The sequence below is a fragment of the Pseudomonas putida genome (assembly GCF_050990305.1).
GTDB classification, from domain to species: Bacteria; Pseudomonadota; Gammaproteobacteria; order Pseudomonadales; family Pseudomonadaceae; genus Aquipseudomonas; species Aquipseudomonas putida_AH.
The window spans coordinates 1,160,387-1,186,757 of record NZ_CP158817.1 but is presented as its reverse complement, the minus strand read 5'-3'; the positions used below and the strand labels follow the sequence as shown (position 1 = coordinate 1,186,757).

Below are 26,371 nucleotides of genomic sequence, written 5' to 3'. Positions count from 1 at the left end.
GAGTGCCGAGCGGTCATTTTCAAGACCGCGTTATCGTTCTTCGCGAGCAGGCTCGCTCCCACAGATGTTGAGTACGACACCGATCCATTGTGGGAGCGAGCCTGCTCGCGATAGCGTCCTTAAGCCAATTGACTGCGCAACTGCCGCGCCGCCGCCACCATGTTCACCAACGCCGCTTCGGTCTCCGGCCACGCCCGGGTTTTCAACCCGCAATCAGGATTGACCCACAGGCGCTCGGCCGGTATCCGCTGCACGGCCTTGCTCATCAATTTCACCATCTCGGCCGTGTCCGGCACCCGTGGCGAGTGGATGTCGTAGACGCCCGGACCGATGTCGTTCGGGTAATCGAACGCCTTGAAGGCTTCCAGCAATTCCATGTCCGAACGCGAGGTTTCGAGGGTGATCACGTCGGCATCCATCGCCGCGATGGCTTCGATCACGTCATTGAATTCGCTGTAGCACATGTGGGTGTGGATCTGGGTCTCGTCACGCACGCCGCTGGCGCTCAAGCGGAAGGCTTCCACCGCCCAGTCCAGATACTCCTTCCATTGTTCCCGGCGCAGTGGCAGGCCTTCGCGGAACGCGGCTTCGTCGATCTGCACGATCTTGATGCCGGCGGCTTCCAGGTCCAGCACCTCGTCACGCAGGGCCAGCGCCAATTGCTGTGCCTGCACCTTGCGCGACACGTCTTCACGGGGGAACGACCACATCAGCATGGTCACGGGACCGGTGAGCATGCCTTTCATGACCTTGTCGGTCTGACTCTGGGCATAGGTGATCCAGTCCACGGTCATGGCGTTCGGACGGCTCAGGTCGCCGTAGATGATCGCCGGTTTCACACAGCGCGAACCGTAGCTCTGCACCCAGCCGAAACGGGTGAAGGCATACCCATCGAGCTGCTCGGCGAAGTACTCGACCATGTCGTTGCGCTCGGCTTCACCGTGTACCAGCACGTCCAGTCCCAGGCACTCCTGAACCTGTACCGCATGGCGGATTTCATGGCGCATGGCGTCGTTGTAATCGTTGGCCGACAGCTTGCCTTGCTTGTAGGCCTGGCGCGCCAGGCGAATCGACCCAGTCTGCGGGAACGAGCCGATGGTGGTGGTCGGGAACGTTGGCAGTTTCAGACGTGCGCGCTGTTGCTCGATGCGTTTGGCGAACGGCGAATGGCGCTGGCTATCGGTTGTCTTGATGGCGTTGATTCGAGCCTGTACTTCGGCCTTGTGGATACGTGGCGATTCGGCACGGCTGACGGCGATGGCTCGGCTTTCGGCCAGTGCGGCTCGCACTGTCGGCGCTTGTGGATCATTAAGGGCATCGCGCAGCACGGCAATTTCGCCACACTTTTGCACGGCAAACGCCAGCCAGCTTTTCAGCTCCGGGTCGAGTTTGTCTTCGCGCTCCAGGTCCACCGGGCTGTGTAGCAGCGAGCAGGAACTGCCGACCCACAGGTTATCGCCAAAACGTTCCTGGGCAAATTGCAGTTGTTCGAGGACAGGCTCCAACTCGCAACGCCAGACGTTACGGCCATTGACCAGACCCACCGAAAGAATCTTGTAGGTCGGCAGACGATCGAGCACGTGCAGCAGTTGATCCGGAGCGCGCACGGCGTCGATGTGCAGGCCTTGCACTGGCAGGCCGACGGCCAGGCCGAGGTTGTCTTGCAGGCCGCTGAAGTAAGTCGCCACGAGTTTTTTCAACGGCGAGTACTGCAGGATGTGATAAGCGCGTTCGAAGGCGTTTTTCCATTCCTGAGGCAAGTCGAGGGTCAGGATCGGCTCATCGATCTGCACCCACTCCACGCCCTGGGCCGCAAGGCGCCCGAGGATTTCGCCGTAGATCGGCAGCAGGCGCTCCAGCAGGTCGAGCTTGTCGAAGTCGTTGCCTTTCGCCTTGCCCAGCCACAGGTAGGTCAGCGGGCCAATGATCACCGGTTTGACGTTGTGGCCCAGGGCCTTGGCTTCTTCGACTTCATGGAACAGTTGTTCCCAGCTCAGCTTGAATTGTTGGTCAGCGGTGAATTCCGGGACCAGATAGTGGTAGTTGGTGTCGAACCATTTGGTCAGTTCCTGGGCGTATTGCGCCTGGCCATGCTCGCCACCGCAGCAGGACGTCGTGGCGCCACGGGCCATGGCGAACAAGGTGTCGAGGGTCGGCAAGCCGCGTTCGTCCTGGGTGCTGGCGAAACGCTCGGGGATCACGCCGAAGGCCAGGGAATGGGTCAACACCTGGTCGTACCAGGCGAAGTCGCCCACCGGCAGCAGGTCGATGCCGGCGTCTTTCTGCAATTGCCAGTGGGTGGCGCGCAATTGGCGGCCAACGCTTTTCAGCGTGTCCTGGTCCAGATCACCCTTCCAGTAGGATTCCAGGGCCTTTTTCAGTTCGCGGTCGGCGCCAATGCGCGGGAAACCCAGGGTGTGTGCCACGGCCATGTTGAAGGTGCTCCTGTGTAAAAGATGGCGCTATTGTCGACAGCCAACCCAACATGAGACAAACTCAACCTTTTCGTGTTGATCACAAGTTTTCCTCATGGAGCCCTCCGGTGCTTGAACTCCGTCACCTCAAGACCCTGCACGCCTTGCGCGAAGCCGATAGCCTGGTGGATGCCGCCGACCGCCTGCACCTGACCCAGTCGGCGCTGTCGCACCAGTTCAAGGAGCTTGAAGAACGGCTGGGGATGCCACTGTTCGTGCGCAAGACCAAACCGGTGCGCTTCACCAGCGCAGGTTTACGCCTGCTGCAATTGGCCGACGCCACCCTGCCGCTGTTGCGTGCTGCCGAGCGTGATATCGCGCGTTTGGCCGGTGGCACCGCCGGGCGTTTGCACATGGCCATCGAGTGCCACAGTTGCTTCCAGTGGCTGATGCCGACCATCGACCAGTTCCGCGATGCCTGGCCGGAAGTCGAGTTGGACCTGGCCTCGGGCTTCTCCTTCGCCCCGCTGCCGGCCCTGGCGCGTGGCGACCTGGACCTGGTGGTGACGTCCGACCCGGTGGACTTGGTCGGGATCACCTATGTGCCGCTGTTTACCTACGAAGCGATGCTCGCGGTAGCCAATCAGCACCGCTTGGCCAGCAAGGCCTACATCGTGCCGGAAGACTTGCTCACGGAGACCCTGATCACCTACCCGGTGGAACGCGATCGACTGGACATCTTCACCCGCTTCCTGGAGCCCGCCGACGTCGAACCGGCGCAGGTGCGCACCTCGGAACTGACGGTGATGATGATGCAACTGGTGGCCAGCGGACGTGGTGTGTGCGGCATGCCCCATTGGGCGCTGCATGAATACAGCTCACGGGGTTACGTGAAGGCCAAGCGCTTGGGCGAGAAAGGGTTGTTTGCGACGCTGTACGCGGCGATTCGGGCGGACATGCTGGATGCGCCGTACATGCGCGATTTTCTGTTGACGGCCAAGGACACGTCGTTTTCGACACTCGACGGTGTCAGCGCGGTTCGCTAGAAACACACATCTCCCTGTAGGAGCCGGCTTGCTGGCGAAGGCGGCGGTATTGTCGCCATCATCGTCGCCTGTCATATCGATATCGCCAGCGAGCCGGCTCCAACGGGGGCTGGTGTGATCTCAGATTTCGCGCCACATGTGGATTTTGTCGAGGTACTCCTCGCCCACCCGCACCGCCATCGGTTCCAGGCCGTACTGGACGAAGCCGCAACGCCGGTACAGGTTGAACGCGGCCTCATTGCCGGCAGTGACGGTCAACTTGATCAGGCGCAGTCCCTGATGAGTTCTGGCCTCATCCAGCACCGCCTGCACCAGTTGCTGTCCAAGCCCTTGCTGGCGTACGCCGGCTGACACATACATGCCAAACAACGTCGCCTTGTGCCGAGCCTTTTCACGGGCCTCGAAGGCCAGCCCGACAATGCCCGCCAACTTGCCCTCCACGAACGCACCGAACACCACTTCAAGCTTGCCCGTCAGGCGCGATTCCCACCAACTCAGCGGCATCGACGCACGCTCGCGCACGCTGGAGGTGAACGCCTGTGGATGGCGGTCGTAGGCTTCAAGCATCAGTGCCCGGTAATCGAGAGCATGGCTGGCGCCCAGTCGCTCGATCCACATGCTCAGGCCATCCGGCGTTGTTCAAGCATCAACCGCAGCGCCAGCCCCGACAGTACGAAGCCCATGAAATAACGCTGCATGGCCAGCCAGGTCGGGTTGTTGACGAACCACGAAGCGATCCCCGCGGCAAACAGGGCGATGAGCAGGTTGACGCAGAAACTGACGCTGATCTGGGTCAGGCCCAGGACGATGCTTTGGGTGAACACCGAACCGTGTTCGGGCGTAATGAACTGCGGAAACACCGACAGGTAGAACACGGCGATCTTGGGGTTCAGGGCGCTGGTGAGAAAGCCCATGGTGATCAGTTTGCGCGACGAATCAGGCGGCAGTTGCTGCGCTTGGAACGGCGAACGTGCGCCGGGTTTGACCGCCTGCCAAGCCAGCCACAACAAGTACAAGGCACCCGCCCACTTCAGCACTTCATAGGCCATTGGCACCGCCAGGAACACCGCCGTCAGACCGACAGCAGCGGCAAATACGTGGACGAAAAACCCGGCCACCACACCCAGCAACGAAGTCACGCCGGCCCTGCGGCCCTGGCAGATCGAACGGGAAATCAGGTAGATCATGTTCGGCCCCGGCGTCAGTACCAGTAGCAACGCGGTGGCGGCGAAAATCAGCAAATCCTGGAGCGGGATCATGGCGGGTCCTTCTTTTTGCAAAAGCAGGCGTGAAAGATCAGGCGGTCGCGGTCAGCGAAGCCCGATAAAACGGCAGGATGAGGTCCTGTGTCAATGGCGCCAGGACGAGATCGCCATCCACGGTCGGGTCGATCCAGATCACCTCTTCGATCTCGGCGGCCGGAGTGACATCCGCCTCGATATTCAGCAGAAAAATCTCGGCCTTCACAACAAAGCCCGGTTCGTTGGCGGCGGGCGCCGAGAACTGGCCGAGAAAGGATGCCTGCGCGGGATCGATGACCAGCCCCAGCTCTTCTTCCAGCTCGCGGGCCAAGGCGTTGACCGGTTGTTCATGGGCTTCGATCTTGCCACCCGGCTGCATGAACGCCTCGGTGCCGCGCTTGCGTACCAGCAGGGTTCGGCCGTCGGGGCCGATCAGCAGGGCGGCGGCGATGTGGATAAGTGCGGTGGTGGGCGTCGACATGAACAAAAGACCTTTGACTCAAAAACGCCAAGGATCCCATGTCCACCGCAGTCACGCAAAAGCCCCGAATCCCCTGTAGGAGTGAAGCTTGCTCGCGATGAGCGTCCAGACAACGCGATCATTCAGACAGCATGCGTTATCGTTGACGTCCATCGCGAGCAAGCTTCACTCCTACAGGGGACTGGCGGTTGCTCTAGCAAGGAGATTGCCCGCAAACTGGAAATCTCCATCGAAACCGTGAAAGTCCATAAGAAACACATGTACAGCAAGCAGGGGATCACATCCCAATCCGAGCTGTTTACGATTTTTCTCCAGGCACAAAATGCCTGACATAACACCGAACTGCTTTTCTGTAGGAGCGAGCCTGCTCGCGAAAAACGCAAGGACAACGCGGCCATTCAGACAGCACGCGTTATCGTTAAAGTCCATCGCGAGCAGGCTCGCTCCTACAGTGGTGGGTGTGTAGCCAAAAAATTTGAGTCCGAACCCAAGGAAACCGTATGAGCCTGTCACTCCTGAGCCGCTACGCCTTCTTTGCCGTCTGCGTGATGTTCACCCTCGCCAGCCTGCCCTTCCTCGAATATGACTGGCTCTGGCCAATCACCGCCGTCACCGGTGTGCTGAGCCTGATCGGCATAGGCGACTTGCTCCAAAGCCCCCACGCGGTGCGGCGTAATTACCCGATCCTGGGCAACATCCGCTACCTCGTCGAAGGCATTCGCCCGGAAATCCGCCAGTACCTGCTCGAATCCGACAGCGATGCCCTGCCCTTCTCCCGGGCCCAGCGCTCGCTGGTCTATTCCCGGGCCAAGAACGAAAGCGCCGATAAACCTTTCGGGACCTTGATCGACGTGTACCAATCGGGTTTCGAGTTCATCGGCCATTCCATGCGCCCGGCGCCGTTGAGCGATCCGAACGGTTTTCGGGTCACAGTCGGCGGCCCGCAGTGCACCCAGCCGTATTCGGCGTCGGTATTCAACATCTCGGCCATGAGCTTCGGCTCGCTCAGTGCCAACGCCATTCGCGCGTTGAACCAGGGCGCCAAACTTGGCAATTTTGCCCATGACACCGGCGAAGGCAGCATCAGCCCGTATCACCGCGAACACGGTGGCGACCTGACTTGGGAGCTGGGCAGCGGCTATTTCGGTTGCCGCACCAGCGACGGTCGCTTCGACCCGGAACGCTTCGCCGCCCAGGCGCAAACACCGCAAGTGCGAATGATCGAAATCAAGTTGAGCCAGGGTGCCAAACCCGGCCACGGCGGGATCTTGCCCAAGCACAAGGTCACCCAGGAAATCGCCGACACCCGTGGCGTTCCGATGGGCCAGGACTGCATCTCGCCGTCGCGACACAGCGCTTTCTCCACGCCGATCGAGATGATGCATTTCATCGCGCAACTGCGTGAACTGTCTGGAGGCAAACCGGTTGGCTTCAAGTTCTGCCTGGGTCATCCATGGGAATTCATGGGCATCGCCAAGGCCATGCTGGAAACCGGCATCCTCCCCGATTTCATCGTGATCGACGGCAAGGAAGGCGGCACCGGCGCCGCACCGCTGGAGTTCACCGACCACATCGGCGTACCGATGCGCGAAGGCCTGCTGTTCGTGCACAACACGTTGGTGGGCTTGAACCTGCGGGACAAAATCAAACTCGGCGCCAGCGGCAAGATCGTCAGTGCGTTCGACATCGCCAGCGTCCTGGCCATCGGCGCCGACTGGGCCAACTCGGCACGCGGCTTCATGTTCGCCATCGGCTGCATCCAGTCGCAAAGCTGCCACACCAACAAATGCCCGACCGGTGTCGCCACCCAGGACACCCTGCGCCAGCGCGCGCTGGTGGTGCCGGACAAGGCCCAGCGCGTCTACAACTTCCACCGCAACACCCTCAAGGGCTTGGCCGAAATGCTCGCCGCCGCCGGCCTGGAGCATCCATCACAGCTCTCAGCCAAGCACCTGGTGCGACGCATGTCGGCGACCGAAATCAAACTGTTCTCGCAACTGCATGTGTTCCTCAAACCCGGTGAGTTGCTGACCGGGGAAGTGAACGGCGAGTTTTATTCGCGGATGTGGCAGATGGCGCGGGCAGACAGTTTCGAGCCCAACGAAATCGCGGCCGCCTGACACAGCCCCTGTAGGAGCTGCCGCAGGCGGCGATCTTTTGATCTTCAACCTGCCCCGATCAACGCTGCTCACCAACGCAGTGCCTTGATTGGGGCCGGTTCTTTCATGACGATAAAACCGTAATCGCCGATCAGGTAGATCCGGTAATACGGCCCCTCCACCAACGGCGCAAAATGCTGATACCCCACCCGTGTAGCGTTACGCCGCTCCCGCTCGGCGACCACGTTGCTGATGCCCACCTTGGGCAGGTTTTCCGCCAGCATGTAAAAGTCGATGTTCAGCAGATAGTGCAGCACCGGCATCTGCTTGAACGAGCCGGCGGCCCCCAACAACCAGTGATCAGAGTACGTCACCGACAGGTAAATACGCTTGGCCTCGTGCAGGGCCGGATGGCTGCTGATATCGCGTTCAAGACTGAACAGCGCGCGGGTGGCGAAGGTTTTTTGCACCGTCAGCACCCGGCCATAGGCAAACGACAGCGACAGCATCGCCAGTAGCGGCACCAGCAACAGCAGCGGCATTCGTTCATGCACCGTCGCCAGTGCCAGATGACTCAAATAGAACAGCAGCACCAGCAGCACCGCAAAACCCATCAGGGTTCTGGCGCCTTCGTTGAAGTCGCGAAACAACAGTGCAACACCTGAGACCAACAGCAGCACTATCGGAACAGTCAGCACACACAGTAAACCGATCAATAACCGCCTCGGCCCGCTCTCTTTGCGCTCAACAATGTTCTTTGCCAAAAGAACCGCCCCGGCAATGGCGCACAACGACAGCGCGGCAAATACCCAGGCGAATCCGCCATGAAACAGCAGTACGACTTTTTCCAGCACTCGACCGATGTTGACGTCGATTTGCTGCAAAGGCTGGGCCGACAGGTTGAGCAGCAAGGTGCGATTGTTCCCCATGAACGGATAAGCCGTGACGCCGTAAATCAGCCAGCCCAGCAGCACTTGGGCACCTTTCCAGCCGATCAAGGCGCCCCACTGTGGCCAGGGTATTTTGTCGTTGGCAGCCCTGAGCAATTCCAGGCAGCACAGCCCGAGAAACACATTCAAACTGATCTGATACAGCCCCAGCGCCAGCGCAATCAAAAACGAAGGCACCAGCCATTGCACACTGCGCGAAGGATGGCGAAAGGTGATGGCGTAGATCACCACCACCAGACTCAAGGCCATGGGTGCGCCGTCGTATTGATAGGAGAGGTTTTGCAGCAAGAACGGGTTGTACCAGAGCGGCAGCACCACCAGGCAACACGCGATGGTCGGCTGACGGAAGTAATGAAGGGTCAGGCTCGACAGTGCCGAAGACATCGCCAGAACAGCGATCAACAATGGCAACGGAAAGATGTTCGGCGCCGCATCGGTGAAGGTCAATGCGTTGTAGAACAACTGCGTGAACAAGCGCCCCTGCTCCGCCCAGGCCATGCCGGCCGAGAGTGAGCGCCAGTTGTCATCGATGTAGGGATAGTCCGCAAGGATCAGCGGCAGGACATACACACCTGTCGCCAGCAGGAAAAACAGCCAGATTTGACGATGGCCAAGTTCCTTGATGAAGAAATCGCTGAGCCTGCCCATGCTATCGCTCGCGCCGGGGGATACCGCCGACAATGTCTTTGATCACGTAGCGCGGTCGGTGCTTGGCCTCGATATAGATCCGCCCGATGTACTCCCCGAGGATGCCGATGCCGATCAATTGCACGCCGCCCAGAAACAGAATGGCAGTCATCAAAGATGGGTAACCGGGCACGCTGTTACCGTTGAAAATCTTGTCCAGCACCATGTATACCGCGTACAGCACGGCGAAAATCGAAATACCGCCCCCTACATAGGTCCACAAACGCAACGGCACGGTGCTGAACGACGTCACGCCTTCGAGCGCCAGGTTCCACAGTTTCCAGCCGTTGAACTTGCTTGTGCCCGCGATGCGCCGGGCCCGTTCGTATTCCACCACCACGGTGTTGAACCCGGCCCAGGACAACACGCCTTTCATGAACAATTGATGCTCGGGTAGCGTGCGAATCACGTCGACGACCTTGCGGTCCATGAGACGGAAATCCCCAACGTTTTCTTCGATGCGGGTGTACGAAATGCGATTCAACAGGTGGTAGAACAACGAGGCACTGTGGCGTTTCAGATAGCTGTCGGTATGACGGTCCCGGCGCTTGGCCAACACGACATCGGCGCCCTTCTGCCATTGTTCGACCAGTTGCGGGATGACGCTGATCGGATCCTGCAGGTCGACGTCCATCGGGATCACAGCATCGCCACAGGCATGTTCCAGGCCGGCAAACAGCGCCGGCTCCTTGCCGAAGTTGCGGGAGAAATTGATCAGCATGACCTGCTCGTCCACCCGCGCCAGGGCGGTGGCCCGTTCGGCCGTCAGGTCCGTGCTGCCATCGTTGATGAAGACGATTTCCACGTCGGCCTCGGCGAGCTTCAGCTCACGCCGTACGGCTTGATAAAACACCTCGATTGCCTGTTCCTCATTGAACACCGGAACGATCAGCGAGATTTTCATGTTTCACGCTCGCGAAACACCACGTACTTGGAGAACAGAAAACCCAATACCAGGCTCAAGGCCGAGAACAGCGCGACCGTCAGCAAGCCGTGTAACCGCCATAGGTCACCGGCGTAACCGACGCCATAGCTCAACGCCCCCATTGCCGCCATAAACAGCAGATAGCCGCCGACCGACATCCTGCTGTCAAAGGTGTAGAGCCCATTCATGTAGAAGGAAAACGAAGCGGCCACGCAGAACGCCAGCAGATTGCTGACCGCCTGACGCAGGCCCGCTGCCACGCTCAGCAGGAAGAAGATCTGCCAGTGAATGAGGGTGTTGGCGATACCGATCACCGAGTAACTGGAAAAGCCTTTCCATAACCGTCTCATGGTGAAGTCCCGAACTGAGCACGCTTCACGCTCCCCCATGTATTTGAGTCTGTCTACTGTCAGAAATCGCAGGTGACACCACCTTTCAGACTAGCGGCTAAACACCACGTCAACATCCCGAAATACCCCGACTTTGCAATTACCGGCGAATCGGTCCACCCTGCGCGCCGCCGATGTGCGGCGCGCAACCTTTCGCGCCGTCGGCTACTCCTTTGTTCAACACCTGTTTACGAGCCTGCCGTCATGACGCTAGCGCGCGATCACCGGATCGATTTTTTTCGCGGTCTGGCACTGATCTTCATCTTTTGGGATCACGTGCCTCACAACCCCCTGGGCCAAATCACCCTGCGCAACTTCGGCTTCAGCGATGCCGCCGAAGTCTTCGTGTTTCTGGCCGGTTACGCGGCCGTGCTGGCCTACGGAAAAGTGCTGGCGCGCGAAGGCTTCCTGATCGCCTGTGTAAAAATCCTGCGACGCGCCTGGGTGCTGTATGTGGTGCACATATTCTTGCTGGCGATGCTCATGGGCATCGTGTTCTTCGCCAACAGCCACGTGGAAACCCGAGATCTGGTGGAAGAAATGGGCATGCACCATTTCATCAGCGACCCGCAGCAAGCCCTGATCGATGAACTGCTGCTGCGCTTCAAACCGAACCTGATGGACCCTTTGCCGCTGTACATCGTGTTGCTGGCGGGCTTGCCACTGGTGCTGCCAATGCTGGTGCGTAAAACCTGGGTGGTAGTCGCGCTGTCAGTGGCGCTGTACCTGATGGTGCCACTGGCCGGCTGGAACCTGGCCGCGATCAAAGATGGCGTGTGGTACTTCAACCCCGTCGCCTGGCAGTTGCTGTTTGTCCTGGGCGGTGCCGCCGCGATTCATGCACAACGCCCACGCGCGCCCGATCCCCGTCCATTGCGGCGCCAGCCGTTGTTCATGACCGCTGCGGTGTACGTGATCGCCGCTGGTGTGCTGACCCTCTCGTGGCGCTGGCCGCACATTCACGATGCGCTGATGCCCGCCAGCCTGAGCAATCTGCTGTACCCGATCAGCAAGACCAACCTGTCACCGGTGCGCTTGCTGCACTTCCTGGCGCTGGCCTACGTCACGGCGAAACTGCTGCCCGACACCGGCTGGACACAAAACTGGCTGGCCCGGCAAAGCTGCCGAATGGGGCGTTTTTCCCTGGAAATCTTCTGCCTTGGCGTATTGCTGGCGCCGTTGGCGGACATGATCAACGCCATGACCGAGGATGCCTTCGCCATGCAAATCTTCACCGCACTGGTGGGCGCCGGGTTGATGATGTTGCTGGGGGCTTGGCTGGAGTTCAACAAGCGGTTGAATCAACCTCCCCGCTTGGCCACAGCCTAAGAAAACCCTGAGTACAGTGGACTGGTGGATAGAGGATTTATCTGTGGCGAGGGGATTTATCCCCGTCGGGTGGCGCAGCCACCCTCAAAACAGTAAGTCTGTATTTAAAGGATTTGGGACTGCTGCGCAGTCCAGCGGGGATAAATCCCCTCACCACAAAGGCCCTATGCCACAGATAAGTGCCATCGGGGCCGGAAATCCTTCAAAAACATCAGATTTTTCACGCAACCAATAGAGATTCGACTCGGATAGCAGTGCACTAGCCTCAAGGAGCTGAACCAAACCAACTCCCCAGGAGGCAATGGATTGCCTGCTCATCCAAACTCTCACCGTTTGCGTTTCGGCCGATGCTCGGAAATTGGCCGGGCCTATCTAGTCACAGCCGTTACCCACAAGCGCCAGCCTGTCTTTTCAGATTGGCGTATAGGGCGCCTCCTTGTCACAGAGCTGCGACGAGCCCACGAAATGGCTCATGTCGATTCGCTCGCCTGGGTAGTGATGCCTGACCATTTCCACTGGCTGTTGCAAATGCAAGACAACACCTTGAGCAATGTCATCGGCGCTGCCAAAGCACGCTGCACCCACGCGGTGAACAACATGACCGGGCGGCGCGGTCCGCTGTAGCAAACCGGCTTCCATGATCGGGCCATCCGGGACGGAGAAGATCTTTTGCCGTTCGCTCGTTACATAGTTGCTAACCCATTGCGCGCAGGACTGGTCGAGAAAATCGGCGACTACCCGCTCTGGGACGCCTGTTGGATCTAATGTCGGAACAACATATAGGCTGTCGGGGATTCATTTGTGGCGAGGGGATTTATCCCCGTTCGGCTAAGAAGCAGTCGTAAACCGGTTGAACCCGTTCTTTTTGAAAGGTCGTGGTTGAATGGTTTTGGGGTGGCTGCGCCACCCAACGGGGATAAATCCCCTCGCCACAAATATTCCCCACAACTCAGATCAATCCCACACGCCACAAGTGCATCGCCTTGCCACACAAGCCCATTTGGCACGAATCAGAATGGATCCACGATATTTGGAGCTCCACAATTTTTTCACCTTTGCCAACCACCGTCTAAGCTTCAGTCAAGTCCGATCAATCTGCGTGAATGGATCAATCGACTATGGGCGCTTTGTGGCAAACCGATTCGAGTGAAACCGTGGTCCCGACTGAACGTGTGGATGCAGAAGCGCCTTTACCTGAAAAACCCCGTCGCAACCGGCACGGCTGGAAGGCGTTCTGGTTACTGATGCTGATTATCGCGATTGTCGTGGGGCTGGCGGCTGCCAAGGAGATGCGCACGTCGAGGTATCAGGCCCGGGAGGTCAGCAAATTCGCCAAGACCCTGAGTTACGAGCTCAAGCCGGGGCCCAGCGATGCCATTCATTATCCAGGCGCTGGCCCGTTCGATTTGCGCTTGGGCTACAGCTCGCTGGGAGAGTTCCTGCCTCGGCTGATCAAGCGTGATTATGTGATTTCAGCCCAGACCCGCTTTTCTCCGGCGTTGATGAATTACACGGACAAAGGCTTGTTCGTGCCCTATTCGGAAAAAATCCAGGCGGGCCTGTCGATCACTGACTGCAAGGCAGCGCCGCTGTATCAGTACAACTACCCGCAACAGCTCTATTCCAGCTTCGAATCAATCCCACCGGTGGTCGTCAGCAGCTTGCTGTTCATCGAAAACCGATTCCTGCTCGACCCCAACCAACCCTTGGCCAACCCGGCAGTCGACTGGCCGCGGTTCGGCATGGCGGCGTATACCCAGGTCGCCAAGATGCTGCACTTGCCCGGTCAATCGGCGGGTGGCAGTACCTTGGCCACGCAACTGGAGAAATACCGGCATTCGCCCGACGGCTTGACGGTGTCGGGTGGGGAGAAAATCCGCCAGATGATCTCTGCCAGCGTGCGCGCCTATCAGGACGGGCCAGAAACCCTCAAGGCCCGGCAAAACGTAGTGCGCGATTACCTCAACAGCGTGCCGCTGTCGGCGGTGCCTGGCCATGGTGAAGTGCACGGCATGGCCGAAGGCTTGCGGGTGTGGTACGGCGCCGACTTCAACGAGGCCAACGCAACCCTCGCCAGTGACGCGACGGATCCAAAAACCCTGGCGGACAAAGGCCTGGCCCTGCGCGAGATGCTGTCGCTGATGATTGCCCAGCGTCGCCCTTCCCATTACCTGACCAAGGGGCGCGACGAACTGGCCGACCTCACCGACAGCCATATTCGTTTGCTGGCACAAAATGGTGTGATCGATAAGCCTTTCGCCGATGCGGCGCTCGCCAGCAAGGTAACCTATCGCGACTGGGCGACCCAGCCGACCATCCAGCCGATCGAAACCAACAAAGGCATCAGCGTGGCGCGCAGCCGGCTGGCCGGTTTGCTCAATCGTCCGCTGTATGACCTCGACCGCCTCGACCTCTCGGCCACCAGCACCCTTCAAGGAGACCTGCAAACCCAGGCCACCGCCTACCTGAAAAGGCTTGCCGACCCGGAATATGCCAAGGAAATCGGTCTGATGGGCGAGCGCTTGCTGACACCCACCAGTACCTCCCAGGTGCGTTACAGTTTCACCCTGTTCGAGCTGACCCCGGACGGTTCGCGAGTAAGGGTGCAAACCGACAGCACCGATCAACCGTTCGACATCAACGAAGGCAGCAAACTGGAACTGGGCTCCACGGCGAAAATGCGCGTGCTGACCACCTACCTGCAAATCATTTCCGAGCTGCACGACAAATACGCCGGCATGAGCGTCCCGGAACTGAAGAAAGTCGAGGTGCCGGAGCTCGATCGCCTGAGCCAGTGGGTCATCGAGTACCTGACCCAGAACAAGGACCGCAGCCTGCCGCCGATGCTCAGCGCCGCGCTGGACCGCAAGTACTCGGCCAGCCCCGGCGAAGCGTTTTTCACCGGTGGTGGGTTGCATGTGTTCCATAACTTCCGCAAGGAAGACAACGGCCGCATGCCGACCCTGCGCGACGCCATCCGCGAGTCGATCAACCTGCCGTTCATTCGCCTGATGCGTGACATCGTGCGCTACACCACCTATTCCGGCCCCAACAGCAGCGCCGAATTGCTCAAGGATGACCGCGACCCGCGCCGTCAGGAGTACCTGGCCGAGTTCGCCGACCGCGAAGGCACTTCGTTCCTGCTCAAATTCTGGAAAAAGTACCGCAACAAGGACACTCAGGAACGGCTGGAAACCTTCCTCGACAGCATGCACCCTACACCCATCCGCCTGGCTGCCGTGCACCGTTATCTGCTGCCTAGAGCCCGCCAGGAGAGCTTCAACACCTTCGTGCGTTCGCACCTGGCCGGTACCAAGCTGACCGAAAAACTGACCGACGAACGTCTCGTGCGTCTCTATGAGGCCTATGGCCCCGGCATCTACGACCTGCCGGACCAGGGCTTCATCGCCAAGGTCCACCCGCTGGACCTGTGGATGATGGGCTACTTGCTCAACCATCCGGACGCTACGTTCAAGGACATCGTCAAGGCCAGCCAGTTCGAGCGCCAGGAAGTCTACAGCTGGCTGTTCAAGAGCCGGCACAAAGGCGCCCGCGACAATCGCATCCGCACCATGCTGGAGATCGAGGCGTTCCTCGACATTCACGCGCGCTGGCAGAAGCTCGGCTACCCGTTCGACCATCTGGTGCCATCGCTGGCCACCGCCATCGGCAGCTCCGGCGACCGTCCGGCGGCGCTGGCAGAGTTGATCGGCACCATCCTCAACGATGGCGTGCGCATGCCGACGCTGCGCATCGACAGCCTGCACTTTGCCGCCAACACGCCTTATGAAACCAAACTGATCAATGACCCGGACGTCGGCAAACGGGTGATGCCGTCCGAAGTCGCCACGGCCATGCGCGAAGCGCTGTCACAAGTGGTAGATGCCGGTACCGCCAAACGGGTGGCCGGGACCTTCAAAACGGACAATGGCACCCCATTGGCCATGGGCGGCAAGACCGGTACCGGGGATAACCGCATTGAAGCGTTTGGCTCCGGTGGACGGATTCTGAGTTCGAAGTCGCTCAACCGCACGGCGACCTTCGTGTTCTACATCGGTGATACTCACTTCGGCACCCTCACCGCCTTCGTGCCGGGCCGTAGCGCCGAGAGCTTCACCTTTACCTCGGCATTGCCTGTGCAGGTGCTCAAGGGCATGGCGCCGATCCTCAACCCTTATCTGCAACCGGGTACGCATACGCAATGTCTGCCGATTGAGATGGTGCGGCGCTGAAGGAAATTAACCTGCAGCGCCGTCTGTTCTCAGGATCCGCCCCCTACACCTCGGAATCCCAGACCACCGTGACATTGCCAGAATAGGTCTTGCCGACACCGGTCAACATCTGCTCGACCTGGTCCCTGGCGATCTCGAAATGCAGTGTTCCGGGTTTGCGATCGACGTAAAAACCGGGCTGGAACAACTCGGTACCGCTGCCATCACGCAGCAACGGTCGACGATTGACCGGTTGCCCGGCAGCGTCCACCAAACCGTTGGGCAAGCTGACGCTGACATTAAGTGGCACGTCATGACCCGACTTTGGCTCCAACAGCGAACAGGTATTGCCACCGTTCGTGTACTGACACTCAAGGCGCATCTTGAAACGACTCGATGATGAGATGTTGAAGGTCTGGTCGCGAAACAAGCGTGTCGGTTTGCGTCCCTGGTTCAGCCAGGCTTGCCAGCCGCCCTGGGGTAGCAACTCCACATGGTGCCCGCCCGGTGGGACTTCGACCTTCAGGGCGTGCTGCACGTCGAGGGTAAAGTTGAAGGTGAAGAGATTGTCATTTGGAATCATGACGTCGCCGAAATCAAAATCCGCTCCAGGTCCCATCGTGTAGTTGATGCTGCCGGTGTATTGGCCGCTGGACATTTTCAGGGGATTGGGAGTTTTGATCGCGTAGGCGTATTCGATATTGCTATACCAAAAACTGGAAATATCCGAGCCCGGTTGCCGACTGCAAACACCTGCCCCCTCTGGGACGAGCCAGAAAAATAGCGCGAGGTTGGTCGCTGCAGCGATGTAACCCGTGCCTGTGCAGGGGGCAGGTGCCTGGCGCCACTGATTACTCCAGGAGATCACACCTGGTTTCTCCCATGCACTAACACCCGGCCTGATGTCCCAACGATGCCCGATACCGGCAATACGAACTTGCACCGTTTCCACTTCCCCGGTGGCCGTGTGGGTGACTTGCAAGTCCCGCCACTCCGACGGCACTTTCCACATGGCTCCCTGACGCGGATCTGTGTGATTAGCCAGAATGGGGCTTATAGCGTCCGCTCTAAACGGAGCACGAATAGTAAAAATGTTCATCTGCTTGCAAATAGCAGGAATGTGAAATGTACAGACACCACTTTCGGGGGTGGTATTGACGAACTCGTTCTTCAGCGGATTCGTCGGATCTGGAGTGAACGTCGCGGTAATTTCCTGAACAAGCGCGTTGGTACTGCTGGAAATCAATAAAAGAAGGGTGCTACCCAAAAAACGTAATCGCCCAAAGTAAGCGCATTTTGAAATACCCATGAAACTGTCCTTCTGTAGTAATTCTATGCTTGGTATCCACGACACCATTCGAGGATGACGACAGATAAAAACTGAGATCCCGACTGGGGCATGACCGACCTTTTTCAAGGTGCAACCGCTTCAAAAATCATGTGCACACTGCCGTAATAATCACCGGGCTTATAACCACCACCCGGCTTTACAGCGGCGATTTCCAGGCCGACGCGCTTACCGGTCCTGCCATCCGTTTCCGAGATAACTTCATCAGGATCGAGGGTGAGCCTTTTATTGTTGAACATGACTTTCAAAGGAATGTCTTCGCCATCCCTGCCATTGCTCAGGTAGGGTTCGAATCGCAGGCGAGCCGCTATCGCACCATTTTCGTTTTTGACGTCGAAGTATTTACGCAGCGGGCTGAGCTCTGAAGTTACGGGATTCCAGGGCAAACGTTGTTCCCGGTGAATCCAGTCGGGATCAGAGGGAATGACATGAAATGCCGCAGTAGGAATAGTGACCGACACTTCAAAGGTTTCACTTATTCTAATGGCGAATACGCAGGTGCTGACCAAAGTCAGGAGCACCATTGAGGTCGCCGTCATTATTGACTTAAACATGTTTGACACCTGTTACTTTCACGTGGATGCACGGAACAAGAAATGAAACGGCGTTATCCCTTTACTTCGAGCTTCTTCGTCGCTGAACCTTCGATCAAAGTGAACCGGTATTCACGGCCGGACTGCTTGTCGAACTGAAAAGTCTTGCCCGCCATGATGTGATGTTTGGTGGTCGGCTGACATTCCGTCTCTTTTTTAACCGAGCAGTCCTTGAACTCATCGATCACCACGACGGTATTGCCGTTGTTACGAACTTCGTATTTGCCAGGGGCGTCGTTGATCACACTGTCGTAGCGTGTGTCTTTGGGTCGCACAAAGAAGATCGTTCCATACCCGGCCAGTACGTTCACCCCGGCCGATAGGCCTTTTTTGTAGTCTTCCCGCTCCTCGGCGGTCACCGCGAACTCATCTTCCTTTTCCGGCACCACCGGCACGAAGCGCACACGGAAATAGCGCTCTTTTTCCCGTTCGCCCATATACAACAAGCGTGTGCCCTGCATACCGTTGGCCGGTACGATCAGTCTGGCCGGGCTCGCCATCAAGCCATCGCGAGCGCTGGCATCAGCTTGCGTGCTGAGCGGAATTTCCCGCGACGTTCCATCAGCGTCATAGACAATTTCGAGAATATTGACCTTCACGAATGCCGTGCTGTCGCCGCCATTGAAGACCCGTTTCAAGAATGTGCTCTTGTCGCCATCTAGATAGTCGTAGACAACTCCGACATTGATCTGCGGCCCTGCAAACACAACATTGGAGAACAGAGTAAATCCAAACACCGTCAGTAAACGCTTCATAAATTCAAACCCTGAAAGATGAACTGAAAATAAAATCGGCTTTTAACGCCTGCAATTAATCAACTGCCGTTCAACCCGCGCTTCCATCTTTTAAAGTCGTGCCCGCCAAGGTTTCTGGCGTACAACGCAAATCCCCGATCATCAACACGTTGTTTTCACTGCGTGCATTGCTCGTATCGAGACGGAACTGGCACAACAACTGATTGCCGTGACGCACTTCCAGGGTCGGGGAGCCGGCGTTCATTTCCATGGAGAAGAACCCGTCGACTTCGCTGACGCCACGGCTGGCGTGGTTGATGACGTGATGGCCCTTGAGCGGTTTGCCTTGGGGGTCGACCAGGCGACCTAGGACGGTCAGGGTCTTACTGACGGTGATCTTGCGGTAGTCCACACCACCCTTGTTCAAGTGATAGCGGGTGCGTGGCGGCTGGATGCTGGCAGCTGGCGGGTGGTTGCCCTCGAAATCGAAACTCACCGAGCTGCTCTTGTAGGCAGTGATCGGGATAAAGTTGCGCCCTGGTCGCAGGCTGGCGCTGCCGCCGCTCAAGTCGTCGGCACGCAAGGCAATGTCCTCAAGGTCGGACTCGACGTCGACGATCATCCCGGCGCCGGAGCCTTGATGCTGACTTGTCATGACCCATTGCTGGTCGCCAATGGCAACGGTGCTGTCAAAGTTCAAACCACCGGTAAGGTTGTCATTGAAGGAGGAGCGCTGGACGAAAGCATCGCCATTGATGGCGTCATTGCGAAAATTGGCGGTGCCGGAAAGACCTACACCGTAGGTATCGGTAATCGCTGTGGCAGAGACGTTTTGCAGTACATGATCCTGCAAGTCCTTGCGATAGGTGAGCGAGGCGTTATTGTCGCGGCCACCGTCACGGGAGGTGCGTGTGCCGATGCTGCCGGACCACTGCTCACCCGGCCCGCCCAGCGCCAGGCTAACGCTTAAGTCGACGCCGCGATTGCGTTGATCGCCACTGCTGAAACTACCGGGGCGATCGAAGACCGAGAAGCGCCAATTGGCATCGCTGCCGAACAAGTTGCCGCGCTGAGTCCAGCCCAGGTCAACGCCTACGCCTTCGGTGTTGCCATCACTGTGGGAAACGCGTCCATTGATCGAATTCCTGCTGTTCACCCGGTGATTGACCGACAACGACGACGAGCTGGTCTGGCCGATAAATACATTGCGCTGACGCACCCGTGTGCCATCAGGCAGGGTTTCATAGGTATTGGTGGTGTCTAGCCAACTGCGGTTGTGGGTGGCAAATACGCTGCCGTCGCCATAGTTGTACATCGCCTGCAGGTCCATGCCAGTGCCATGGTCTTCGGTCTCATAGACGTTGGCGAACAAACTGGTGTTGTTGGCCAGGGTCCAGTCGACCGAGGTGCCGTATTGCATCTTGTCCCGTACCTGCCGTCCCGAGACCCCGAGAATCACCCGGGGGTGCAGCAGGAAATTGACGGCGGCACCGGCAGTCATGTCGCCATAGGCCTGCTCATCCCAGTTGCTGAGCAACTTGCTTTCCTGTCCGGCGAACAGGTTGTAGCGCCAGCGGCTGTCGTGGCCCCGCCAGTTGGTCGGTTTGTACACCAGCTCCTGTGTGGTGGAGGTGATCTGGCCATCTTCGATCAGGCGCACTTCCACTTCGTAGATACCACCGGGCAAAGGTCGGGTGTCCAGGGTTTGCATCCCGGCATCGACCGGCTGACTATTGATCAGCAAGCCGTTGCGAAAAATCTCGACCGATGCCTGACGGTTGGCGGTGACATAGATGGGGTAAACACTGGGTTTTGGGCTGTTGATGGCCAGGCTGTCGGAGCTGCCGTACATCACGCCTGCCGCCGTGTCGGGGCTAGCGCCGAACGAGCGCGGTTGCCGACTCAGGCCTTCGGAGTTGGGGGTGAAGTAGCCAAGGCGCAAGAAGTTGCCTTCAAGTTCGCGCTGGGTATAAAGCTCGTGCACGGCGTGATAGAGCGTGTCGTCCGGGCCACCCAGGCGGGCGAGTTGCATGTTCAGACTCTGGGTCCAGTTGCCCAGGCTGCTGCTGGCCTCAAGGCCATAACGTCCGCCAAGGTCCTGTTCCTGGCCACCATTGAGATTGAGCTGATTGCGTACGATCAAGCCAGTGCTGCCGTCCTCCGGCAAATCGTAGTACCGCTTGGTTTCGGTATTGCGTTCGGCGTTTTCGGTGACTATCGAGACCAATGAGTTCTGCAGGTTGTAGTGCACGGCCAACATCTGTTCCGGGCAACTGCCCTGGCACGCGCCAAGGGCCACACCTTTCTTTAAATAGGTGGCCCATATTTCCCGTTCGCCACTAGAAATATTACTGTCGCCCACGTCGGAAAATTCCAGCAGGGTAATTCGATCATCGCGCGTCAGCACGATCATCGCCTCACCCAAAAGTTGTTGATCCAGTTCCACCCGAACAGCCAATGGCACATCGAAGAAGTGTTCTTCGAAGTCCGCCGGTAAACCTTTGGCCTGGGCCAGCAAACCTCGAGGTGTCGTGCCATTGTTAGTTGGCGCAGCCAGTGCGTTTGCGCAAATAAAAAGTGCAAGCGCAGCCGCGATGGGAGTCATCGGGAACATGAACGAAATACTCTGAGTTTTAACAATCGAGACTGTAAAGAACCCGGTCGACAGGCATTAACCTGTCGACCGGTCATGAATACCCGATGAGACTTGCTCTCATCGGGCTTCAAGCAACATCAAGGAGTAGGAAGCATCGCATCGAAGCGCATGGCGACGACACCGGTGTACTCACCTGCCTTGTAGCCACCGGACGTTGGCTTGGTGGGAGCGACCAACAGTTCGACACGCTTGCCTGGGATGGACTCCGCGTCACCGACCACTTCCACCGCCGTGGAGTTGTTCAGCGCCTTGCCATTGAACGTCACGGACAATGGAATCTTGTCTGTGAGGACGCCATTGGACAGGTAGGCCTCTTCCTCGAGCATTGCGTGAATCGAACCGTTGGTATTTTTTGTATCGAACTGCGCACGCAAAGTGCTCAGTTGATCGGCAATCGGGTCGTAGCTCAAGCGTTGATCCTTGACGATCAAATCAGGGTCCACTGGCAATACATGGAAAACATTCGTAGGAATCGAAGCGACCAGATTGATGGCGTGACGCGCTTCGCCTTCTGCAAAAGCCATCGAAGAGTTAAGAGCCAGAACAGCCAGTGGAGCAGCGATTGCGAATTTCTTGAACATTATTCAGTTCCTGTTTTCTTGAAAGGATCGATTCATTAAAAGTTCAAACAACGCTTACTTGCTAAGGGTTGTATTGGTTTGGACTTTCAACGCCGGCGCATGATCGACTGTTCATTCTGGAAAGTAAGCAGGAAAACTCACCTGACTGTGTAGTTCAAAAGGCACATGACAAGTACGAAAAAACAACAAAGAACAAACAAGTAAGTTTGTAACTGTAAGCTTCACCCTACACACAATTACAAGATAAAAACCATACAGCAATATCGAGCAATGAATCCGGGAACATCGCTTTACTTTAGGACATAAGCCTAATCATTTAGAGTAATCGCTTTAACCTTGAAGATATCCCACCTGAAAAAACTCGGAAATGAAAAATCGTTGACCGACTCATGATTTTCGTCACCCTGCCGACCGCCATTCGTCGAGCGATGAAAGTCATTCTCAACAAAAGCCTTGCTTTCATCACAAGATATATCTTACGTTGTATCTAAACGTGACGAGAGAAAGCAAAAAATGAGAGACCATCATTCCCCCCACCGAGAACACGGTGACGGCCGCGACGGCTTCGAAAGGCGGCCCGGTCGCGAGCGCGGCGGCCGCGGGCCCCGTGTTTTCGCCCCCGGTGACCTGAAATTGCTGCTGCTGGCGCTGATCGCCGAGCAGCCCTGCCATGGCTACGACCTGATTCGTCAGATCGAAGGCATGTTCGACGGCGCCTACAGCCCCAGCCCCGGCGTGATCTACCCGACCCTGACGTTCCTTGAAGAAAGCGAAATGATTACGGGTGATGCCGAAGGCGGGAAAAAACGCTACAGCGTGACTGACGCCGGACGCCTTTCGCTGAGCGAACAGGCGATTGCATTGGATGGCGTGCGCATGCGCATCGAGGTCAGCAAGCGCTCGCTACGTGGCCATGACCGTCCACCCGAAATCCATGAGGCGGTGCATAACCTGCGACACGCCTTGCAAATGCACCACGGCCGCTGGAGCCCCGAAGAAATCCTGCGGGTGCGCGACCTGCTCAATAACACCGCCAAAGCCATCGTCGACGGCCCCGCCGTTCAATCTGCCCAGGAGACCGACGAATGACCGACGTTATCGATCCTTCCCAAACCATTCACCGTGTCATGCACGAGATCAAACGCCGCCGCCTGCAAGTGCTGCGGGTGGTCGACCTGACCCCGCGCATGCGCCGCATTACCCTGGGCGGGCCTGAACTGGCGGGCTTCATCAGCCTCGGCACCGACGACCACGTCAAATTGCTGTTCCCGCAAAACGCGGCGGAACAGGCAGCGCTGGAAAACCTGGTACTTGGGGCCGGCAAAAACGAGGGGCCGATGCCTGCAATGCGTGACTACACGCCTCGTCGCTACGACCTGAACACGCTGGAGCTGGACATCGATTTCGTCCTTCACGGTGACGGCCCTGCTTCGACTTGGGCCGAACAGGCTCAACCCGGACAATTCCTGCACATTGGCGGTCCCCGGGGCTCAATGATCGTGCCGGACATCTTCGACAGCTACCTGCTGATCGGCGACGAAACCGCCCTGCCCGCCATCGCTCGGCGCCTCGAAGGCCTGGCGGCCAACCGGCGTGCCTTGGTGGTTATCGAAGTGGAGAACGGCAAGGAGCAGCAAGTGCTGGAGAGTGCAGCCCAGGTGAATGTGATCTGGGTGCTGCGCGAAGGGGGCAAGGATCATTTGCTGACGACCGTGCGTCAGATCCAGGTGCCCGACGGCAGCCTATATGCCTGGGTGGCGACCGAGAGCAAGGTGTCTCGGCAGATTCGCCGGGTGTTGCTGGATGAGCACGGGCTGGATGATCAGTTCGTCAAGGCGGTGGGCTACTGGCGGCTGGGTGACAGCGACGAAGAATAAGCACTAAAAGATCGCAGCCTGCGGCAGCTCCTACAGGGTACGCATTCCTAGGTAGGAGCTGCCGCAGGCTGCGATCTTTTCAATCAGCGCCGCCACCGATCCAGTCCGATCACCCCAAGTGCAATCCCCACAAACCCCATCAACAACCCGGCTGCATTGATAAACACCTGTGGATAACCCAGCTTATCCACATCAATGAACGGATACGGGTACGTGGCCAGCAAATGCCCGCGCAACAGCACATAGGCGAAGTACACCAGCGGATAAATCGCCCACAACGGGATATGCCTTAGCCGCAATGTGCCCTTGGGCACCCAGCACCACCAATAGACCAGAAACAGCAGCGGCACAATGTCGTGCAGCAGTTCATCGGCCAGCCACTGCCAGCCTTCGGGGTGCCATAAATGGCGCAGCAACAAGTTGTACGCCAGGCCGACCAGCGCGATGCTCACGGCAATCCCGCTGCTGACCCACGGCTGCAAGAACCAGCGCCGTGCGGCAGATTCCCGGGACGTCAGTTCACAGGTCAACACCGTTGCCACCAGCGTGTTGCTCAGTACGGTGAAATAGCTGAAAAAGCTCACCAACCCGCCCAACAGACTGGCCGCCAGTGTCCACCGAGAATGAAAAATCAGGTACATCTGAATGCTCAATCCGGCCCAGCCGAGGACGGCAGCCACGGCCACAAAACGACGCCGTGCGACTGATTGTTTGACCATGTTCAGAGCGGACGCTTGGTGCGCATCAACTTCACGTACAAGCGTTCGACCTTCTCCCGCGCCCACGGGGTTTTGCGCAGGAACGTCAGGCTCGACTTAATGCTCGGGTCACTCTTGAAGCAGCGGATATCGATGCGCTCGGCCAGCCCCGACCATTCGTAATGCTCAACCAGAGCACGGAGGATTTGCTCCAGGGTGACGCCGTGCAGCGGGTCGTGGTTGTGTTCGGTCATGCCGGGCCTTCAGCGTTGTAGGGATAGGAAGCCGCGCACCTTAGCCGAGGGGGTGATGAGGTGGAAGGGCTATGCAATAAATGTAGGTGAACTGATAGCTATCCGTAGGAGCGAGCAATGCGGCGACCCGACTTGCCCGCGAAAGCGATCTCGAGAATGCCTTCGCGGGCAAGCCTCGCTCCTACGACAAACAGGCACTGTTACCAAATCCGAAAGGATGCATGTCAGTAAAAGCCCTTCCTCTATTTGTAACAGAACATTATCCTTACGCACGCACCTTGCTGAAACGCTTCTGCAACCTCTTCCGCCTTTCGTTTCCGTTTACCTCCCAGAAAAAGATCAAGAATTTCCTCTCTATGCCTGATTTTCGATTGTCGCAAGACAGCGCTGTCTTACTGCCTGTCACTCGCCGTAACTCCCTGAGCCTGCTTGGTGGGTTCACCCTGTTCAGCCTCGCCACCTGCGTCCACGCCGCCCCGGCCTTCGATAGCGAATCACCCTGGATGCTCGGCGACTGGAACGGCACGCGCACTGAGCTCGCGGAAAAAGGCTACGACTTCAAGGTCGACTACACCGGCGAGATGGGCAGCAATCTGCACGGTGGCTACGACCACGACCGCACCGCCCGCTACAGCGACCAGTTCGGCTTCGGCACCCACATGGACTTGCAGAAGATCCTCGGCTGGGACGACGCGGAATTTCAGTTGACCGTCACTGAGCGCAGCGGCAACAACATCAGCAATGACCGCATCAATGATCCGCGTGTCGGCGGCTTCACTTCGGCCCAGGAAGTCTGGGGTCGTGGCCAGACCTGGCGCCTGACGCAGATGTGGTACCAGCAGAAATTCTTTGATCAGAAGCTGGACATCAAGGCCGGCCGTTTCGGTGAAGGCGAAGATTTCAACAGCTTCCCCTGCGACTTCCAGAACCTGGCGTTCTGTGGCTCCCAGGTCGGTAACTGGGCGGGCGACATCTGGTACAACTGGCCAGTCAGCCAGTGGGCGCTGCGGGTCAAATATCACCTGACGCCTGAGCTTTACGCACAGGTTGGCGCCTACGAGCAGAACCCTTCTAACCTCGATCGCAACAATGGTTTCAAGCTCAGCGGTAGCGGCACCCAGGGCGCGATCCTGCCGGTGGAACTGGTGTGGACGCCCAAGCTCAATGGCCTGCCGGGCGAGTATCGCGCCGGTTACTACTACAGCACTGCCAACGCCACCGATGTCTACAAGGACAGCAATGGCCAGCCCGCCGCCCTGAGCGGTGAGGCGTACCGCAGTGCCTCGAGCAAGCACGGTATGTGGCTCGGCCTCCAGCAACAAGTGAGCAGCGTTGCCAGCGATCACAGCCGGGGCTTGAGCCTGTTCGCCAACGGCACGATGCACGACAAGAAGACCAACGCCATCGACAACTACGTCCAGGCCGGCATGGTCTACAAGGGCCTGTTCGACGCCCGTGCCAAGGACGACATCGGCTTTGCCATGGCTCGTGTGCACGTCAACCCGGCGTATCGCAAGAATGCCGAGGCGATCAATCAGGCCCACGGGGTATTCGACTACGACGATCCCTCGTTCCTGCCACCCCAGGACACCGAATACAGCGCCGAACTCTATTACGGCGTGCACGTCACGAACTGGCTGACCGTGCGCCCGAACCTGCAATACATCCGCCACCCCGGTGGTGTGGACGACGTCGACGATGCGTTGATTGGTGGGATCAAGATCCAGTCACAGTTCTAAAGAAAACCGCAAAACCCGTAGGAGCCGGCTTGCTGGCGATAGCGGTGCATCAGCAGGCATTTACGCTAGCTGACATACCGCTATCGCCAGCAAGCCGGCTCCTACAGGGACTGCACCAG

At 58.2% G+C, this 26,371-nt stretch carries 21 protein-coding genes and 2 pseudogenes; 9 read left to right on the top strand and 14 right to left on the bottom strand.

What is annotated here, in order from left to right; genetic code table 11:
- Window positions 1–119: 119 nt before the first annotated feature.
- A complete protein-coding gene (gene metE / locus ABTV22_RS05355; RefSeq protein ID WP_433738897.1) occupies window positions 120–2,432 on the bottom strand; it encodes a 5-methyltetrahydropteroyltriglutamate--homocysteine S-methyltransferase in 2,313 nt (770 codons plus the stop codon).
- Between the two features lie 110 nt (window positions 2,433–2,542).
- On the opposite strand from metE, the gene metR reads away from it, so the two are divergent.
- Window positions 2,543–3,460 carry a transcriptional regulator MetR gene (gene metR / locus ABTV22_RS05350; RefSeq protein ID WP_433738896.1) on the top strand — a complete coding sequence of 306 codons (918 nt, stop codon included), beginning with the start codon at window positions 2,543–2,545 and terminating at the stop codon, window positions 3,458–3,460.
- 120 nt (window positions 3,461–3,580) lie between these two features.
- Here the strand turns inward: metR and ABTV22_RS05345 are convergent, their stop codons facing one another.
- Genes ABTV22_RS05345 through ABTV22_RS05335 form a run of 3 tightly spaced genes read right to left on the bottom strand, consistent with a single transcriptional unit; the run spans window position 3,581 to window position 5,182 of the window.
- Window positions 3,581–4,078 (bottom strand): N-acetyltransferase family protein, encoded by a 498-nt coding sequence (locus tag ABTV22_RS05345; protein WP_433738895.1) that lies wholly within the window; start codon window positions 4,076–4,078, stop codon window positions 3,581–3,583.
- 2 nt (window positions 4,079–4,080) lie between these two features.
- Window positions 4,081–4,719, bottom strand: coding sequence for a LysE family translocator (locus ABTV22_RS05340; protein WP_433738894.1), 639 nt, complete (start codon window positions 4,717–4,719; stop codon window positions 4,081–4,083).
- Between the two features lie 37 nt (window positions 4,720–4,756).
- A complete protein-coding gene (locus ABTV22_RS05335; protein WP_433738893.1) occupies window positions 4,757–5,182 on the bottom strand; it encodes an NUDIX hydrolase in 426 nt (141 codons plus the stop codon).
- 186 nt (window positions 5,183–5,368) lie between these two features.
- On the opposite strand from ABTV22_RS05335, the pseudogene ABTV22_RS05330 reads away from it, so the two are divergent.
- Window positions 5,369–5,512: pseudogene (locus ABTV22_RS05330) on the top strand (helix-turn-helix transcriptional regulator); the annotation flags it as partial.
- A gap of 170 nt (window positions 5,513–5,682) precedes the next feature.
- Window positions 5,683–7,302, top strand: coding sequence for an FMN-binding glutamate synthase family protein (locus tag ABTV22_RS05325; protein WP_433738892.1), 1,620 nt, complete (start codon window positions 5,683–5,685; stop codon window positions 7,300–7,302).
- A 68-nt stretch (window positions 7,303–7,370) separates the two neighbouring features.
- Here the strand turns inward: ABTV22_RS05325 and ABTV22_RS05320 are convergent, their stop codons facing one another.
- Genes ABTV22_RS05320 through ABTV22_RS05310 form a run of 3 tightly spaced genes read right to left on the bottom strand, consistent with a single transcriptional unit; the run spans window position 7,371 to window position 10,193 of the window.
- A complete protein-coding gene (locus tag ABTV22_RS05320) occupies window positions 7,371–8,879 on the bottom strand; it encodes a glucosyltransferase domain-containing protein (protein WP_433738891.1) in 1,509 nt (502 codons plus the stop codon).
- A 1-nt stretch (window position 8,880) separates the two neighbouring features.
- Window positions 8,881–9,822, bottom strand: a complete 942-nt coding sequence (locus ABTV22_RS05315; protein ID WP_433738890.1) for a glycosyltransferase family 2 protein — start codon at window positions 9,820–9,822, stop codon at window positions 8,881–8,883.
- Window positions 9,819–10,193, bottom strand: coding sequence for a GtrA family protein (locus ABTV22_RS05310; protein WP_433738889.1), 375 nt, complete (start codon window positions 10,191–10,193; stop codon window positions 9,819–9,821). The genes ABTV22_RS05315 and ABTV22_RS05310 overlap by 4 nt, the downstream gene beginning before the upstream one ends.
- Before the next feature lie 243 nt (window positions 10,194–10,436).
- On the opposite strand from ABTV22_RS05310, the gene ABTV22_RS05305 reads away from it, so the two are divergent.
- From ABTV22_RS05305 to ABTV22_RS05295, 3 genes and pseudogenes are all read left to right on the top strand, one after another.
- A complete protein-coding gene (locus tag ABTV22_RS05305) occupies window positions 10,437–11,561 on the top strand; it encodes an OpgC family protein (protein ID WP_433738888.1) in 1,125 nt (374 codons plus the stop codon).
- 306 nt (window positions 11,562–11,867) lie between these two features.
- Window positions 11,868–12,326, top strand: a pseudogene (locus ABTV22_RS05300) (REP-associated tyrosine transposase).
- Window positions 12,327–12,679: 353 nt separating this feature from the next.
- Window positions 12,680–15,793, top strand: coding sequence for a transglycosylase domain-containing protein (locus ABTV22_RS05295; protein WP_433738887.1), 3,114 nt, complete (start codon window positions 12,680–12,682; stop codon window positions 15,791–15,793).
- A gap of 43 nt (window positions 15,794–15,836) precedes the next feature.
- Here the strand turns inward: ABTV22_RS05295 and ABTV22_RS05290 are convergent, their stop codons facing one another.
- From ABTV22_RS05290 to ABTV22_RS05270, 5 genes are all read right to left on the bottom strand, one after another.
- A complete protein-coding gene (locus tag ABTV22_RS05290) occupies window positions 15,837–17,081 on the bottom strand; it encodes a hypothetical protein (RefSeq protein ID WP_433738886.1) in 1,245 nt (414 codons plus the stop codon).
- A gap of 104 nt (window positions 17,082–17,185) precedes the next feature.
- On the bottom strand, window positions 17,186–17,674 hold the full coding sequence (locus ABTV22_RS05285; RefSeq protein ID WP_433738885.1) for a CS1 type fimbrial major subunit: 489 nt from the start codon (window positions 17,672–17,674) through the stop codon (window positions 17,186–17,188).
- Between the two features lie 53 nt (window positions 17,675–17,727).
- Window positions 17,728–18,468, bottom strand: a complete 741-nt coding sequence (locus ABTV22_RS05280) for a molecular chaperone (protein ID WP_433738884.1) — start codon at window positions 18,466–18,468, stop codon at window positions 17,728–17,730.
- Between the two features lie 70 nt (window positions 18,469–18,538).
- Window positions 18,539–21,061, bottom strand: coding sequence for a CS1-pili formation C-terminal domain-containing protein (locus tag ABTV22_RS05275; RefSeq protein ID WP_433738883.1), 2,523 nt, complete (start codon window positions 21,059–21,061; stop codon window positions 18,539–18,541).
- 119 nt (window positions 21,062–21,180) lie between these two features.
- Complete coding sequence (locus tag ABTV22_RS05270; protein ID WP_433738882.1) at window positions 21,181–21,684, bottom strand: CS1 type fimbrial major subunit; 504 nt, start codon at window positions 21,682–21,684, stop codon at window positions 21,181–21,183.
- Between the two features lie 513 nt (window positions 21,685–22,197).
- Between ABTV22_RS05270 and ABTV22_RS05265 the strand changes: the two genes are divergently transcribed.
- Both ABTV22_RS05265 and ABTV22_RS05260 read left to right on the top strand, forming a co-directional pair.
- Entirely contained in the window at window positions 22,198–22,773 is a 576-nt protein-coding gene (locus ABTV22_RS05265; RefSeq protein ID WP_433738881.1) for a PadR family transcriptional regulator, read from the top strand.
- Complete coding sequence (locus ABTV22_RS05260; protein WP_433738880.1) at window positions 22,770–23,561, top strand: siderophore-interacting protein; 792 nt, start codon at window positions 22,770–22,772, stop codon at window positions 23,559–23,561. The genes ABTV22_RS05265 and ABTV22_RS05260 overlap by 4 nt, the downstream gene beginning before the upstream one ends.
- An 83-nt stretch (window positions 23,562–23,644) precedes the next feature.
- Here the strand turns inward: ABTV22_RS05260 and ABTV22_RS05255 are convergent, their stop codons facing one another.
- Together ABTV22_RS05255 and ABTV22_RS05250 are read right to left on the bottom strand one after the other, a co-directional pair.
- On the bottom strand, window positions 23,645–24,280 hold the full coding sequence (locus ABTV22_RS05255) for a Pr6Pr family membrane protein (RefSeq protein ID WP_433738879.1): 636 nt from the start codon (window positions 24,278–24,280) through the stop codon (window positions 23,645–23,647).
- A gap of 2 nt (window positions 24,281–24,282) precedes the next feature.
- Window positions 24,283–24,513, bottom strand: coding sequence for a VF530 family DNA-binding protein (locus ABTV22_RS05250; RefSeq protein ID WP_433738878.1), 231 nt, complete (start codon window positions 24,511–24,513; stop codon window positions 24,283–24,285).
- A 356-nt stretch (window positions 24,514–24,869) separates the two neighbouring features.
- Here ABTV22_RS05250 and ABTV22_RS05245 point away from each other — a divergent pair, with 356 nt between their 5' ends.
- Entirely contained in the window at window positions 24,870–26,252 is a 1,383-nt protein-coding gene (locus tag ABTV22_RS05245) for a carbohydrate porin (RefSeq protein WP_433738877.1), read from the top strand.
- Window positions 26,253–26,371 lie beyond the last annotated feature (119 nt).

What these genes read in the sequence shown, in the direction of transcription:
- metE (WP_433738897.1), bottom strand. Translation starts at nt 2,432, where the DNA reads ATGGCCGTGGCACACACCCTGGGTTTCCCGCGCATTGGCGCCGACCGC.
- ABTV22_RS05345 (WP_433738895.1), bottom strand. Translation starts at nt 4,078, where the DNA reads ATGTGGATCGAGCGACTGGGCGCCAGCCATGCTCTCGATTACCGGGCA.
- ABTV22_RS05340 (WP_433738894.1), bottom strand. Translation starts at nt 4,719, where the DNA reads ATGATCCCGCTCCAGGATTTGCTGATTTTCGCCGCCACCGCGTTGCTA.
- ABTV22_RS05335 (WP_433738893.1), bottom strand. Translation starts at nt 5,182, where the DNA reads ATGTCGACGCCCACCACCGCACTTATCCACATCGCCGCCGCCCTGCTG.
- ABTV22_RS05325 (WP_433738892.1), top strand. Translation starts at nt 5,683, where the DNA reads ATGAGCCTGTCACTCCTGAGCCGCTACGCCTTCTTTGCCGTCTGCGTG.
- ABTV22_RS05320 (WP_433738891.1), bottom strand. Translation starts at nt 8,879, where the DNA reads ATGGGCAGGCTCAGCGATTTCTTCATCAAGGAACTTGGCCATCGTCAA.
- ABTV22_RS05315 (WP_433738890.1), bottom strand. Translation starts at nt 9,822, where the DNA reads ATGAAAATCTCGCTGATCGTTCCGGTGTTCAATGAGGAACAGGCAATC.
- ABTV22_RS05310 (WP_433738889.1), bottom strand. Translation starts at nt 10,193, where the DNA reads ATGAGACGGTTATGGAAAGGCTTTTCCAGTTACTCGGTGATCGGTATC.
- ABTV22_RS05305 (WP_433738888.1), top strand. Translation starts at nt 10,437, where the DNA reads ATGACGCTAGCGCGCGATCACCGGATCGATTTTTTTCGCGGTCTGGCA.
- ABTV22_RS05295 (WP_433738887.1), top strand. Translation starts at nt 12,680, where the DNA reads ATGGGCGCTTTGTGGCAAACCGATTCGAGTGAAACCGTGGTCCCGACT.
- ABTV22_RS05290 (WP_433738886.1), bottom strand. Translation starts at nt 17,081, where the DNA reads ATGGGTATTTCAAAATGCGCTTACTTTGGGCGATTACGTTTTTTGGGT.
- ABTV22_RS05285 (WP_433738885.1), bottom strand. Translation starts at nt 17,674, where the DNA reads ATGTTTAAGTCAATAATGACGGCGACCTCAATGGTGCTCCTGACTTTG.
- ABTV22_RS05280 (WP_433738884.1), bottom strand. Translation starts at nt 18,468, where the DNA reads ATGAAGCGTTTACTGACGGTGTTTGGATTTACTCTGTTCTCCAATGTT.
- ABTV22_RS05275 (WP_433738883.1), bottom strand. Translation starts at nt 21,061, where the DNA reads ATGTTCCCGATGACTCCCATCGCGGCTGCGCTTGCACTTTTTATTTGC.
- ABTV22_RS05270 (WP_433738882.1), bottom strand. Translation starts at nt 21,684, where the DNA reads ATGTTCAAGAAATTCGCAATCGCTGCTCCACTGGCTGTTCTGGCTCTT.
- ABTV22_RS05265 (WP_433738881.1), top strand. Translation starts at nt 22,198, where the DNA reads ATGAGAGACCATCATTCCCCCCACCGAGAACACGGTGACGGCCGCGAC.
- ABTV22_RS05260 (WP_433738880.1), top strand. Translation starts at nt 22,770, where the DNA reads ATGACCGACGTTATCGATCCTTCCCAAACCATTCACCGTGTCATGCAC.
- ABTV22_RS05255 (WP_433738879.1), bottom strand. Translation starts at nt 24,280, where the DNA reads ATGGTCAAACAATCAGTCGCACGGCGTCGTTTTGTGGCCGTGGCTGCC.
- ABTV22_RS05250 (WP_433738878.1), bottom strand. Translation starts at nt 24,513, where the DNA reads ATGACCGAACACAACCACGACCCGCTGCACGGCGTCACCCTGGAGCAA.
- ABTV22_RS05245 (WP_433738877.1), top strand. Translation starts at nt 24,870, where the DNA reads ATGCCTGATTTTCGATTGTCGCAAGACAGCGCTGTCTTACTGCCTGTC.